Here is a 13,823-nt window from a genome sequence, read left to right as displayed (position 1 = left end):
TTATGTTCTAATTTTGATTGAATTGAGATACCCATAATATCAGGAGCTTGAATAAAGAAAACTCGATACTTCTTTAATAAGAGCTTCACCTTTCTCCCAAGGAACCAAATGCCCTGAGGCAATTTCCCTATAATGAGCTCCCTTTATTAACGAGGCAAGTTCTTTCGTTTTTTCAACAGGGACCATGCGATCGTATGTTAAACCAATTACTAAGACCGGTGCAGTAATACTGGTAAGCAGGGGACGAATATTTATCCGTTTATCAAGTTCTGAGTGGTTTTCTGTTCCCGTGGACAGAATCCCTCCAAATTGGTGTGCCATTTGATGCAATTCCTCGATACTGCTGAATCGATGATAAAAATCCGGACTAAATCCGGTATGAATCAAAAATTGAGCAAACAGCGCACGATCCAAAAGATATAGTTTTTGCCATAGGTCAAATTGAAAGGTGGATGATAAATTGCTCTCTACCCATCCGGCTATCAGTGTGACTGATTTCACCCTGTCCGGATATTTAGCAGCTATTCCTGCAGCAATCTCTGCCCCAAGAGAATATCCAACTACATGGAATTGCCCGATACCTTCTTGCTGAACCGCTTGTATCTGCTGTTCAATCAAATCATCCATTTGCAATTTTCCCGTTTGATCCATTGTGTCACTGGAACCCTTGTAATTGGGAGAAATAACTTTATAATTTTCAGATAGGGCCTTGATCATATCTCCCCAAGTATTCTCATATGTGCCACCTGTCCCATGGACCAACAGCAATCCTGGTCCGTTTCCATCAACGGAGTAGGCTACTTCCACATTACCTAACCTAACAAATTTATCCATATATACCTCCTTGAAACGTTTTTTTATTTTACAAACCAAATGTTACCTAATAAACTAGTTAAAAGTAAGTACGCACTTTTTCGTTTAATACTTACTAGAAAGGAAGTAATGGTTATGACGGTATATCAGGAAATGTATGAAATAAACGGAAAACAATTTCAATGCCCCATAGAACTTTCGGTCTCTATATTTTCAGGGAAATGGAAAACCACAATTATTTGCCAACTTCTCGAAGGAAAAAAGCGATATGGGGAGCTTCATAGAAACATCGTCGGGGTTACCCATAAAATGCTCGCAGAACAATTGCGGGAACTGGAGGAAGCAGGAATTGTCCACAGAGAGGTTTATCCCGTTATACCACCCAAAGTTGAATACGAGTTAACTGATCTTGGTGAAGGTTTGAGACCAGTTGTCCAATACTTGCAGGAATGGGGCATGAACTTCGGATCCAATACGACAGAAGAATGATAGAGACCGGCAAATAAGAAGAAATGTAATAGAAATATCTTGTTCATGAAGACGAAAATGAAGTTCATTCCAACGATGCCATTGCCATAAATACAGAAAACAATTTTCAAAGAGAGCAAATAATATGAATGTCCTGCCGCGTGATAGGTCCAGCCATTGCCACTTTCATTATCGAATATTCTGATGCAAAAAAACTGACAATTGTACATACCTAAATTGGAATAAGGAAAAGTAGAAAAAGCATTAAAGAGGATAGCGATAAAAAATTAACTAAAGATAAATAGTAATTTTCGGGAGAATGGAAGGTCTGCGTGAAATACAAATTAACGCAACTAACTAAATAATATGAAAAACGTAACGCCAAGGACTCTTGTTATAAAAGGAACCTTGGCATTTTTTCATTATATCGCACGTTACCCAGAAAATTCCCATTAACGACAAAACGGATGACATTCTAGCTGTCTGAAAGCTAAGGATGTTAAACACTGGCCTTTATTCAATTAAACCAGCTAATAGTTTGTCAACATTTTTCAATGAAAAAATCAAAATAATCATGTTACTCTAAATTTAGGAATACCAAGTCACGCATTGCACACTTAACCGCCATAAATAATGCCTGGAGAAGACGGCTTTAACCTCTTTAGGTTATGCGATTGATTGTGGCTCTGAATTTGCCAGATTCAAAGACACTTGGATCAATTCCTGCGAAGGCTACTAGCTTTTTAGGGTGACTACATCGGCTGCCAACTATGATAGATGCTCTTTATACTGAAGAAGCATATGAATATACATATTCATGCTCAAGATATGGCTATGATAAAGTGTTTCTTGAATTGGATTACGTACTGACTCCTCTTTCGATTCAATTACTTTTTCCTTCGCCTATGCTTTAGATCGAGACTTACAAAACTCAGCTATCTTCCCAGAAAGCTCTTCCTCGTCAGCCTTTAAAATATCCTCTGAATAAGGATATTCCTCGTCAGTAATGACACCACTGAATACAAGGTGTGATTTAAGGTTTTCTCTCCAAAAATGGAACCCCTTATATGGGACAGGTAATTTCCTTAGCCTACCTTTGATTTATCCTTTTCATTCGCTGTCCAATGATTCATTTGGAAGTCATATTCATTTCCAAGCTGCTTGACCAATCCATAAAACATGACAAGCACGACGAATGTATATGTTAACTATTTTTAAATTAAGGTTAACAATTTAGTTAATTTATTGTAAACTAAAATTTGTATTTAGTTTACAATAATTTGACCACACACACTTTGTGAATGCAATCATGAATTAAAATTTTTCTAGTTATAACTAAATTTAGGAGAGAGATGTATGGATCAGGGTAGAATATATAGTGTAAGGATGCGAGCTTCAGAAATGGAATCACATGAAAATGGAGGGAAGCATATTTCCGGTGGTGAACTACTCTCTAACTATAATGATTTACGGATGTCAGTAAACACATTACTGGAAAAAGCATTAAATCACCCAAGAGGAAAACCAGATTTTTTTCAAATTCAATGTGAAATTGTAAATCAACCTATTAAACTAGTGAATCCTTTGACAGTCCAAACAAATGAAGTAACTACAGTTAAAGAAGGGCAAGAGCTAGCTAGATATCTTCTTAAGAAAACTGGTGTCTCTAAAGACATTATTGAAAAAGCCTATAAGCAAATCCCTGAATATGCAGTTAGAGGAGCAATCCTAATTGATATTCAAACGGGGGAGCGGATAGATGGGAGAACAGATAAAGGTGTTCGTGTCTCTAAAATGGATTGGCAAACGGAAAATTTTGAAAAGTGGGCTAAATCAAAAGCAGTTCCTACTAACCCGAGGTTAAAGGAAGCGCTTGCACTTGCTACTAAAGTGTGTAATCACAAATTAACCATTGCAGAATTATGTTGGTCAGATGACCCAAATTACATTACAGGATATGTAGCTAGTAAAAACATAGGTTATCAACGTATAACGCAACTTAAACACTATGGTGATGAGAGAGGATGCCGCATCTTTTTTGTTGATAGGTTATCTAATATCAATACATACATGTCTTATTTAGAAGAGCAACCAATTATAGTTCAATGGGAGGGAGTTCATGATACAAAGGTTGATTGAAAATAGCAGAAAATATTTATGGTTACCCTTTACACAAATGAAGGATTATGATGAAAATCCTTTAGTCATTGAAAGCGGTGAAGGTATAAAAGTGAAAGACCTTAATGGCAAGGAGTATTCCGATGAATTTTCGTCTGTATGGCTTAATGCCCATGGGCACAGGAAAATGGAATTAGATGATGCGATCAACAAAAAGCAATTTGAGAAAGTCGCCCACTCTAAATTATTGGTTACGTGTAGTGAGCATTAATCAATGGTTAAGCCAAAGAATAGAAAAGACCAAACAGGCTGGCTTATATCGAGAATTAAGGACAATGAGCACTGCACCCCAGCCAAAAATGTTAGTTAATGGTACACAAAAGATTGTTTTTTCATCAAATAACTATTTAGGCTTAGCGAATGATCCAATTCTAATTGAAGAGGCATTAAAAACGTTACAGGAATTTGGAATTGGGAGCAGCGGATCTAGGTTAACAACTGGAAATACGGAATGGCATGAAAAGCTAGAGCAAAGGATTGCCAGTTTTAAAAGGATGGAGGCTGCTCTTTTATTCTCAAGTGGGTATTTAGCTAACATTGGTGTTCTTTCATCCTTGCCGGAAAAAGGGGATGTGTTGTTAAGCGACCAACTTAATCATGCAAGTATCATCGATGGTTGCCGACTATCAAAAGCTGAAACTGTAATTTACAAGCATTCTGACATGGGTAATCTAGAGAAAAAATTAAAAGAAACACAAACTTATACTCGTAGATTTATTGTCACAGATGGTGTTTTTAGTATGGACGGAACTATTGCTCCATTAGATGAAATTATGAAACTATCTAAACGATATGATGCTTATGTCATTGTAGATGATGCACATGCTACAGGTGTTTTAGGAGAAAGAGGAAGAGGAACAAGTGAACTTTTTGGAGTTTCTCCGGATGTAGTCGTTGGAACTTTAAGTAAAGCAGTAGGAGTTGAAGGAGGTTTTGTAACGGGTTCTAGAGTTTTGATTGATTTCTTGATAAATCATACTAGAACTTTTATTTTTCAAACATCTCTCCCTCCGGTAAGTTGTGGAGCAGCCTACACCGCATTAGATATCATAGAGAAAAGCAAGGAATTAAGGGAAAGGTTACTTAGACAGATAAAAATAATAAAAAGAACACTAGAAGCAATGGGGTTCACAGTATATGGACAGAATACACCAATCATCCCTGTGATTATTGGTGATACAGAAAAGTCGGTTATATTTTCAAAAAAGCTCCAGGAACATGGAATCTATGCACCTGCGATTCGACCTCCAACTGTTCCTAAAGGAGAAAGTCGTATCCGACTAACTGTTACTGCTACTCATAATGATTCACAAGTTGAGCATTTGCTTACATCATTTAAAGATATTGGAAGAGAGTTGAAGATTATTTAATGAAGGAATTTTTATCACTGGTACAGACACAGATGTAGGAAAAACAGTTATAACAAGTGGAATTGCCGCTGTACTTAAGGTTAAAAAGGTTAGATGCAGATTTGATTCCTGTAAATCACTGCGGGCGGAAGTCCATGAGATGCTATTAGACTTAGGGATTGAGGTTGATAGTGTTGAAGAAATGAAGGCGAAAATAGCTACAGGAAAATAACAGATGAAGAAAAGCCCATCCTTTTTTTACTTTAAGGTTAAACCTTTTAAAGGATTAAAGTATAAGAAAAACCTAAGGCTTTCGCCATTAGGACATGGTGATAAGCCAAGTTTTTCTAACTCAATACAAAGTAAGTTTAGGAGGTAGAACATGATTAATCAAAGTACGAATAGATTTACATTTGAAATAACTAAAAGCCCGTATTCTTTTTATGAGGAAATTCGCTCAATACATCCGGTGTATAAAGGGAGTTTTTTAAAATATCCTGGATGGTACGTAACTGGATATCAAGAAGCATTAACCATCCTTAAAGATAACCGTTTTCAAACTCGAATTCCACTTCCCGAGACAACGAAAAAGTATGAAGCCTTAAAAAATATCCAAAGCCATATGATGCTTTTTAAAAGTCCACCTGATCATGGAAGATTACGTATGCTTGTCAGCCACAAATTTACTCCTGCTAAAATTGAAAAGTGTCGTCCATTTATAGAAAAAATAGCAATAAATTTATGGAATAGCCTAAAGAATAAGAAGAAAATAGATGTGATTTCCGATTTTGCATTTCCTTTTGCCAGTCTTGTGATTGCAAAAATAATAGGGATACCAGATGATGATAAAGATATTTTTCGTGAATGGGCATTGAATTTGATTCAATCAATCGACTTTACACGTTCAAGACGATCCATTGTTGACGGAAACAATACAACATTGGAGATGCTATCATTTTTTAAAGATCTGATTAAAGAAAGGAGGAAATCTCCTCAGGATGATCTAATTAGCGAATTATTACAACAAGAAAAAGATAGGAAACTAACGGAAGAAGAACTTTTAGCAACTTCTGTGTTACTTGTGATTGCTGGACATGAAACAACCGTCAATTTAATAAGTAATTCACTCTATTGTTTATTAAAATACTCAAAAGAATGCCATAAGTTGATTGAAAATCCTCTTCTTATTGAATCAGCAATAGAGGAATGCTTACGATATGAAAGTCCTACTCAAATGATGGCTAGGATCGCATCAGAGGATGTTGAACTTAACAAGGTTCAGATTAGAAAAGGTGATCATGTGTACGTCCTTATTGGAGCAGCTAATCGAGATACTAAACAATTCTCAAACGCGGATGTCTTTGATATAACAAGAAACCCAAACCCTCACCTTGCATTTGGGTCAGGTATTCATTTCTGTTTAGGTTCTGCTTTAGCGAGGTTAGAAGCTCAAATTGCGATACAGACGCTTTTACAAAACGAAGTAAACATCCATCTAGAAACCAAAGAGGTCGAATGGAGAAAACTGGTAGGCTTTAGAGCTATGAAAGAAATGCACGTACATTTTGATGATCAATCAAAATATTAATCAAATCATTATGCGGAAACCATCTTACCTCTATTGAGTCTTATCTAACTCAGTTTCCCAGCTAGGTAGATCAACACACTAGATAGACGTCCATGTATGAGCAAAATCTCTTAATCCTGCATGGAAATTCTCTGCGAATCCGCCATGTTTGCATAGCTCTAGAAATTCCACGCCACATCTTTTGCGAGTTCAAGTTCTCCGGGAGAGCCAAGGGGATAGGTACGCCTAGTAGTATCCGTCCTCCAACCTTATTTGCTTTTTCTAATATTAATACTTTCAAATTAGTTTTAACTATAAAATTTGCTGTAAAGTAACCAGCTAATCCACCACCAACAATGACAACATCCCATTTTGGAGTCATCGACATAACCCCCTCATTATTCATTAACAAATCAAGACGATAAAGGGTTTTGAAAAAAATTGGTTTAAGTTAAAGTACAAGATTCTGGAATAAGTCCGAAACATAGAGCATAACAATTCATAAGGAAAATCATAAGAAATTTTAAGGAAGGTCCATAATATTTATGATAGTGTCGACTTTCTGGACAGTGGCCTAATCATACTAAAGTATCTGCTTTATCTTACCTTTTTCGATTTTATATTTATAAAAGGTAGGTATTCTAGGAGGGGATATGTTGAGGAAGAGTACAAATTCAGGTAAAAGGTCTGCAGTAATTACTGGGGTGTTATTATTAGCTGGGATGGTTGCAGGTATATTTAGTGTTGTTCCTGTTATAGATGGAGCAGACTACATAGCCAAGGCTTTTACATATGAAAACCAGGTACTAATAGGAGCTTTTTTCCAGTTGTTAATGGTTGTTGCATATGTGGGTATTCCTATTTTGATGTATCCGATTTTAAGTAGGCATAATAAAGGTTTAGCTCTTGGATCTGTTGCTTTCGGAATTATTGCGGGTGTGTTCATTATTATTGGTGTAATCATTCTGCTGTTGCTATTGACACTAAGTCAAGAATTTACAAAAGTCGGAACGGTTGATGTATCTTATTTTCAGTCCTTAGGTGGATTGTTACAGACAGGACGTGATTTGGTGAACCATGTGGCAACGACACTGGCATTTGTTTTGGCAATGCTCTTGTTTAACTGCATATTTTACCAAACAAAACTAGTACCACGTTTGTTGTCAGTCTGGGGGATTATCGGATCAACATTGTCCATATTTGCAAGCTTATTATTTATGATTCACTTCATCGGTCTAGATACAACCTATATGATGTTGAACATTCCGATAGCTTTTCAACAATTGGTTTTGGCTATATGGCTAATCGTTAAAGGATTCAACACAACGGTACTGAATTCTTTAACAATTGGGGCTTATCAGGAAGAAAGGTAAGCCAAAACGTAATTAACTGTCTTCAGCTACCTTATATACGATAAGGCTGGATTGTTGAATGACAATAGGTCTCTTTTGACCCATAGTGTGAATAAATATCTTATTCCTATTTTTGGGAGATAAAACAGATTCAAGTATTAATAATTTCAACAAATAATTGAATTTCATTTAGGATGACTTCTCTTAAGATAGGTGATTCAAATGAAATATATTCTTCAAATAATTCACATAAATGTTTTATAAATAGAAAAAGTTCAAAATCATCTATCAAATTATCACCTCATGAATCATTATGATTGAGTTTAGAGTTATTTGAAAGATGTATGACAAAACTTCTGAGACTTTGACAATGTAAAAAAAACTCGATAATAATGAATGACCGATTGCTAAATTGAGAGTAACTTAGATATAAACAGTTGAGATATCTCCTTATGCTTTCATCATAAGCCAATCCATCTATCGATTGTAAATGCATTGTTAGTCTATACTTGTATACTCAAAATGAATAGATGTAACATAACGGTACCCCTCTGATTAATTGTTCTATTTGAATTCAATCATAATTCTTTAAAAAAGTGAACTGTTGATAAAGATGGTACTTGACCTGTGAGCTGACCGAAGAAATAAATTTATTATTTGAATAAAATCATATAGTTGTTTTACATAATGTGGAAATGTAATGAAGTTATTGATTTCTATAAGATAAGGTTATTGCCTAAGAATATATATCAACTTGATTGACAAATTCAGAGCATATAGAACATCTTTAATGAATATGATGTAAAGTTTAAAAGAACCTGTGAACATTGGTATCATAATTTAAAAAGGTTGTGAAAAACGGATGACCGCACAAATTATTTGGCTAAGCAAAGGAAAACCAAAAACACTCTTACATAGAGGAGGAGAATATCGTTCTGGGATTTCTAAAGACCAGGTTGAAAGGTTAAAGGTAACTTTCGAACGTGTGTTAGATGATGATATTGAAAATCATGAGTTTCATGGTGGATCTGAAAGAGTCATTTGTGTATACCCTTATGAACACTATACATATTTTGAAAAAATCTATAGTACAACACTTCCAAAAGCTGCGTTCGGTGAAAATCTAACTGTTACAGGTATGCCAGAAACTAATGTATGTATTGGTGATATTTATAAAATAGGAAATACCATTTTACAGGTTTCACAGGGACGCTTTCCCTGCTCAACCATCAATAAACATACATCCATCAACACTTTATTAAAGAATGTTGTGGAAACGGGATACACTGGGTATTTCTTTCGTGTTTTAGAAGAAGGAACAATCACTATTCAATCTGAAATAAAACTTCTAGAAAAGCATCCTAAACGGATGTCGATAGCGGACATTCACCATACGTACTTTCATTATAAAGATCTTTCGGAAATCGAAAAGATACTCTCTATCGATGAACTTTCTCTTGAATGGAAAAATCGCATGATGAAGCTTTATAATCAAGTTCATACAAATTAAAATATATAGTAATTTATTCATGAAGCGGGCTCGTTTATTTTTCGAATATATTTACTATTAATTGAGTTTATATTAATCTACCGCTCCGAATGCCAAAGCTATTTCTTCTCTGATTAATGGGCTTGATTCAGACAGTGAACTAATTATTGAAGCTGGTTCTGGTGAGCAATTGGATTTATCAGCAATGGACTTCTTAACAGGACCACATACGGTTAGAGGTCATTTACTGGACAAACAAAGGAAATCCAAGATGCCGTTAAGTTCGTGCTCTCACTGATATACGACCAATGATTGAAACTTTTCCTTTAGAACGTGCTAACGAAGCATGTGAAAAGGGGAGTTGTCTTATTGGTTATTGCTGTCTTTATAACAGCGTGCACAGAGAATATAAAGAGTGATAAAGAAGAAGTAAGCATGTCAATTTTCTCTATATAACTTCTCTACTAACTCACTTTGATCCACATGTTGATTCAAGTTATGTTCCTTTAAGAGCAGGGGTTACAGAAACGTTAGTGAAATTAGACGAAGAAAACATAACAATTGCACCTTAGCTTGCTGTGAGTTGGAGTGGGGAAGATGGAATTAATTGTTTCGTCTGCCTCGATCGCATCTTGGAGACTTACTTGCAGCAGGGTTCTTGATTCCGGATCCATTGTTGTTTCCCAAAGTTGCTCAGGGTTCATCTCTCCAAGACCTTTGTAACGCTGGATTCCAGGTTTAGGCGTCGGTGAGATTTCTGCAAGTATGCGATCAGTTAGGCATGAACCCTGGTCAGGTGAACCAGCTGGCTTTAGCGGGTATCCTGGCAGACTGTGGAATGGCCAAGGTCAGTCCACTTGATGCAAGTGGTGAAAGATACAACTGATTAGACGTGATTACAAGAGATTTATATGAACCCTTTGCAAGATTGAACGGTGTCTCGATCAATAATAGCGATGATTTCATCTGTACGTACCATGACATCTTCTCCAACATGTATGTACAAGGTAACACCTCATTTCAATCTTTGACGATGAATATGGAGCGTAAAAGCTTGCAGGATGTAAATGTCCGCCGGCTGGCTCCTGGAGATCCTGTATTAACGACTTTAAATGTAGTTGCACGCTTTTCGGCATAGCCTTCCTCCCGTAATCACAGTATTTGGGGTTAGTTTAGGAAGCCTGATCGGAGGGGTAGTCATCAATTGAAGATTCCTTGTTAAAGTAATGGGGATAAAGGTAGAAGAAATAAATGATTTTTCTACCTTTATCAGCGTTTTGAAAATTTAAAAAAGCCCTGTAGAGATTTCTCTACAAGGCCCCTTTACTTATGCTCTAATGAAATAACCCGGACTCTTTCGATTTCTTCATCAAGGCTTTTGTCTTCTTACTTAACGGACCTTTAAGGAAGGTTCCAATTAACAAAGCAATGAACCCAAATAGCGTTAGAGACATTAGATCTCTATAAACTCTCTCCCAAACAATGCCTCCAACGGCTTCTCTCATCAAATCAATCGCATATGAGAATGGTAAGAACGGGTGAATGGTTTGAAAGAATTCAGGGAGTAATGCTACAGGGTACGTTCCTCCTGCACCAGCAATTTGCAGCACAAGTAGCACAATAGCCATTGCCTTACCAATATCCCCAAATACCGAAACTAATGTATAGACCACTAGGATAAATACTAAACTACACACCAATCCAAATAGGATAAACCACACTGGCTCTGCGATATCCACTCCCATAATGAAAATATCTCCTGATGTCACTACAAGTGTTTGAACAAAACCGATGCTTATAAAAGTGAAAAGTTTACCAAAATAGATTTGTTTTTCGGTAAATTCATCTGAATTATGGACACCTGTAGCTAATAGGGAAATTAACAATAGGGCACCTACCCATATCGCAAGCACGGTATAAAAGGGAGTCATGCCTGTTCCATAGTTTGCGATTGGAAATAAGCTGTTTTTATAGAGTTGAACAGGTTCCTCAAAGAATCCCTTCTCTGCTACAGGATCATTTTGCAGTAACTCAATGATTTCATTAATGTCTGTTTCCCCTTGGATTTCTCGGATCCGATCTGCTAATTGTTTTACCTTATCGTTGATATATGGATATTCCCCTACTATATTCTTAAGCGTTTCTTCTCCTTCACCCAAGTTTCCTTCTGTATTTGCGAGGATTTTTTCTATTTCTGGCAGTGTAGATTGGATTTCAATTATGATCTCCCTGGCATCCTTCAACGTTTTCTTAGCATTGGCAACTTCCTGTATGACAGTTGGTTCGATGTTTTCAATATATTCTTTAACAAATGCATCAATTTCATTTGCCGTAGTAGCTGATCTTTCCTGAAGTTGAGCGATCAAACCATCCACTTCTTGTTGTTTGTCAGAAAGAAATGTATTGATCTTTTGGCCGCTTTCTTGGATTGTCTGTAGTTCCTTCTTCAAAAAAGCTAATTGTTCAAGAGCCTGATTGATTTGTTCTCGATTCTGACTTGTACCTTGATCATTATTATTGTTCTGCTCTTGAAGTTGCTTTAGTGATGCCTCTACTACTGCTATATTCTTAACTGAATTAGCTATCTGCTCATTGATCTGATCACTTATTTGCTTTCCTTGGTTCAGGTTAATATCAGAAGATTGCACAGTACTGATAAAATCGTTCACTTTTGTCGTCATACTATGTACTTTCTCTAGATCCTTTCGAACCTGAGGAGCAATTGCATTTAGTTGATTCTCAGCCTTCATCAAAATCTCGCTGGATTCATCTATCGTTTGCAATCCATCGTTAGTTACACGTTTTGCATTGGGAACAAGTCCTTGTGCCTTATCAATAATTCTTCTGGCATTTTCCGCATCTGACAAAGATTCATTTAATAAGGCATGAATCTCAGGTAGCTTTTCTTCCATTTGAAATACATATTCTTCAAATCGCTTGATATCAGGAAGATCCTTTTCAATCTCTAGGCCTAATTCATTAAACTTATTAAAAATAGTACCGTTTACAGTTGAGATAAAGTTACTCGTAATTTTATCGACAATCCCGCCTGCACCAGATTCTGTGATTTTAGGCGCTATAGCATTGATTTTTTCATTCACATAATACTCAACTTCCGCCTTTTCAGGGTGATCTTTAATAACGGTTCCTAACTTCTTAGAGAATTTTTCTGGAATTACGATGACGGCAAAATAATCTCCATATTCCACCTTTTCCATTGCTTCTTTACGCTCAACAAATTGCCAATCCATATCATCATTCTTCTTCAGTTCTTTGACAATATCATCCCCGATATGAATTTCCTTATCACGAATCGTAGCCCCTGTATCTTCATTCACAATCCCGACTGGAAGCTGATCCGTTTGACTATAGGGGTCCCAAGACGCTTCAATGTTAAACCAGGCATATAAAGAGGGTAATAACGTCAAGCCTCCAATTAATATAGCAGCAACCCAATTGGTGAAAATGTTTTTAATATCCTTTTTAAAAATATTCCACATATATTATTCATCCTAAACTTCTAGTTTTAATTTTTGATTTTTTGAAATCAAGATATAAGTATAGCACTGTCCAAAAACAACAGGAAATATTTAAAGGAAGATTTTACTGTGAAAAGATAGATTTAGAAGATGTTATGTGACAAAAGGGGTTGAATTTAAGCGCCATTGGGGATCCCATTGAGACAAACGCATTTGGAAGTTAGTTTACTGTGATGAAAGAAATTTGGGAAATCGTAAGAGTAGAGTAGAGAGGTACATGAAGATATAGAGATACATAGTCTTAAAAATATAGATGACCAGAGATGTTTAAATGGTTATTCATTCATTGGACAAACACTACACAATGGCAGAGGTTTGGTTAATATTATCAATCGATTTAATTGCACTTACATCCCATTTCTTAAGGTGAGATCGGTATGTTTTTTCACTTATATTTAACAAATTAACAAATCTGCATTTATTTCTCCACTTTTCTCCATCGTCTTTAACAATCCCTTATAATTTTCTCTTCGAAAAATAATTCCGAGTTTCTTCACGTATTTGTTTAGGTAAGACACGCTCCAGCTCATCTTTTAACCATGAAAGTGTTTTGCCACGCAAGAACTCACGCATAGTTTCTTCCGCAGAGAGCATAACTAAATTGATAGTGCAAGAGGAGGTGCCTGAAGAGCAGATTTTATCTCTATACAGATAACCATTATCTTTAATGTTTTTACATTGAAAAATTGGCTTAGTACCTTCAACTGCTTCAATTACATCCCAAAAGGAAATCTCTTCTGGAGATTTAGCAAGTTTATAACCACCCTTAACTCCAGGCACTGAAGTTACAATTCCGTCCTTAGATAATTTACTAAATATCTTTGATAGGTATGTTTCAGAGATCCCTTGAAAATGGGAAAGATCCTTTATGCCAATGGGTGAATCCTCTGGATTATCAATTAAATAGACAAGGCAGTGAAGTGCATACTCAACTCCAATACTATACTGCATTAAAAACACCTTCTTCATAAATGAGATTTTATAGTTAATCTTAGAAATTTTTTATTACCGTGTCAAACATATGCATTTGGTATTAATTAACATTAAAAGAGGTTTGACATAATAAAC

At 36.0% G+C, this 13,823-nt stretch carries 13 protein-coding genes and 3 pseudogenes; 10 read left to right on the top strand and 6 right to left on the bottom strand.

Annotated elements, in window-relative coordinates; all coding sequences use genetic code 11:
* Positions 1 to 39 precede the first annotated feature (39 nt).
* A complete protein-coding gene (locus ACYH0O_RS13330; protein WP_482629106.1) occupies positions 40 to 834 on the bottom strand; it encodes an alpha/beta fold hydrolase in 795 nt (264 codons plus the stop codon).
* 114 nt (positions 835 to 948) lie between these two features.
* On the opposite strand from ACYH0O_RS13330, the gene ACYH0O_RS13325 reads away from it, so the two are divergent.
* Complete coding sequence (locus ACYH0O_RS13325; RefSeq protein ID WP_482629105.1) at positions 949 to 1,302, top strand: winged helix-turn-helix transcriptional regulator; 354 nt, start codon at positions 949 to 951, stop codon at positions 1,300 to 1,302.
* Between the two features lie 634 nt (positions 1,303 to 1,936).
* Here the strand turns inward: ACYH0O_RS13325 and ACYH0O_RS13320 are convergent.
* A pseudogene (locus ACYH0O_RS13320) lies at positions 1,937 to 2,280 on the bottom strand (transposase); the annotation flags it as partial.
* 357 nt (positions 2,281 to 2,637) lie between these two features.
* On the opposite strand from ACYH0O_RS13320, the gene bioW reads away from it, so the two are divergent.
* From bioW to ACYH0O_RS13295, 5 genes and pseudogenes are all read left to right on the top strand, one after another.
* Entirely contained in the window at positions 2,638 to 3,420 is a 783-nt protein-coding gene (gene bioW, locus ACYH0O_RS13315) for a 6-carboxyhexanoate--CoA ligase (RefSeq protein WP_482629104.1), read from the top strand.
* A pseudogene (locus ACYH0O_RS13310) lies at positions 3,401 to 3,649 on the top strand (adenosylmethionine--8-amino-7-oxononanoate transaminase); the annotation flags it as partial. The gene bioW and the pseudogene ACYH0O_RS13310, both read left to right, overlap by 20 nt.
* Positions 3,650 to 3,659: 10 nt before the next feature.
* Positions 3,660 to 4,829 carry an 8-amino-7-oxononanoate synthase gene (gene bioF / locus ACYH0O_RS13305; protein WP_482629103.1) on the top strand — a complete coding sequence of 390 codons (1,170 nt, stop codon included), beginning with the start codon at positions 3,660 to 3,662 and terminating at the stop codon, positions 4,827 to 4,829.
* Positions 4,830 to 4,836: 7 nt separating this feature from the next.
* Positions 4,837 to 5,040, top strand: a complete 204-nt coding sequence (locus ACYH0O_RS13300) for a hypothetical protein (RefSeq protein WP_482632567.1) — start codon at positions 4,837 to 4,839, stop codon at positions 5,038 to 5,040.
* Between the two features lie 150 nt (positions 5,041 to 5,190).
* Positions 5,191 to 6,396, top strand: a complete 1,206-nt coding sequence (locus ACYH0O_RS13295) for a cytochrome P450 (RefSeq protein WP_482629102.1) — start codon at positions 5,191 to 5,193, stop codon at positions 6,394 to 6,396.
* 70 nt (positions 6,397 to 6,466) lie between these two features.
* Here the strand turns inward: ACYH0O_RS13295 and ACYH0O_RS13290 are convergent, their stop codons facing one another.
* Complete coding sequence (locus ACYH0O_RS13290; RefSeq protein WP_482629101.1) at positions 6,467 to 6,757, bottom strand: NAD(P)-binding protein; 291 nt, start codon at positions 6,755 to 6,757, stop codon at positions 6,467 to 6,469.
* A 271-nt stretch (positions 6,758 to 7,028) separates the two neighbouring features.
* On the opposite strand from ACYH0O_RS13290, the gene ACYH0O_RS13285 reads away from it, so the two are divergent.
* Both ACYH0O_RS13285 and ACYH0O_RS13280 read left to right on the top strand, forming a co-directional pair.
* Positions 7,029 to 7,748 carry a DUF4386 domain-containing protein gene (locus ACYH0O_RS13285; protein WP_482629100.1) on the top strand — a complete coding sequence of 240 codons (720 nt, stop codon included), beginning with the start codon at positions 7,029 to 7,031 and terminating at the stop codon, positions 7,746 to 7,748.
* A gap of 841 nt (positions 7,749 to 8,589) precedes the next feature.
* Complete coding sequence (locus ACYH0O_RS13280; protein ID WP_482629099.1) at positions 8,590 to 9,237, top strand: MOSC domain-containing protein; 648 nt, start codon at positions 8,590 to 8,592, stop codon at positions 9,235 to 9,237.
* Between the two features lie 587 nt (positions 9,238 to 9,824).
* Here the strand turns inward: ACYH0O_RS13280 and ACYH0O_RS13275 are convergent.
* Positions 9,825 to 9,989, bottom strand: a pseudogene (locus tag ACYH0O_RS13275) (DNA-cytosine methyltransferase); the annotation flags it as partial.
* Between ACYH0O_RS13275 and ACYH0O_RS13270 the strand changes: the two are divergent.
* Entirely contained in the window at positions 9,965 to 10,102 is a 138-nt protein-coding gene (locus ACYH0O_RS13270) for a hypothetical protein (protein WP_482629098.1), read from the top strand. The pseudogene ACYH0O_RS13275 and the gene ACYH0O_RS13270 sit on opposite strands and share 25 nt — an antisense overlap.
* Before the next feature lie 6 nt (positions 10,103 to 10,108).
* On the top strand, positions 10,109 to 10,354 hold the full coding sequence (locus ACYH0O_RS13265; RefSeq protein ID WP_482629097.1) for a hypothetical protein: 246 nt from the start codon (positions 10,109 to 10,111) through the stop codon (positions 10,352 to 10,354).
* Between the two features lie 196 nt (positions 10,355 to 10,550).
* Here ACYH0O_RS13265 and ACYH0O_RS13260 read toward each other — a convergent pair whose 3' ends face one another.
* Positions 10,551 to 12,716, bottom strand: a complete 2,166-nt coding sequence (locus ACYH0O_RS13260) for a YhgE/Pip domain-containing protein (RefSeq protein WP_482629096.1) — start codon at positions 12,714 to 12,716, stop codon at positions 10,551 to 10,553.
* 495 nt (positions 12,717 to 13,211) lie between these two features.
* Entirely contained in the window at positions 13,212 to 13,706 is a 495-nt protein-coding gene (locus tag ACYH0O_RS13255) for an RrF2 family transcriptional regulator (RefSeq protein ID WP_482629095.1), read from the bottom strand.
* Between the last annotated feature and the right edge of the window lie 117 nt (positions 13,707 to 13,823).

The sequence above is a fragment of the Rossellomorea sp. H136 genome, from assembly GCF_056838065.1.
The sequence above is the reverse complement of the archived record's forward strand: the minus strand, read 5'-3'. Positions and strand labels throughout refer to the sequence as shown.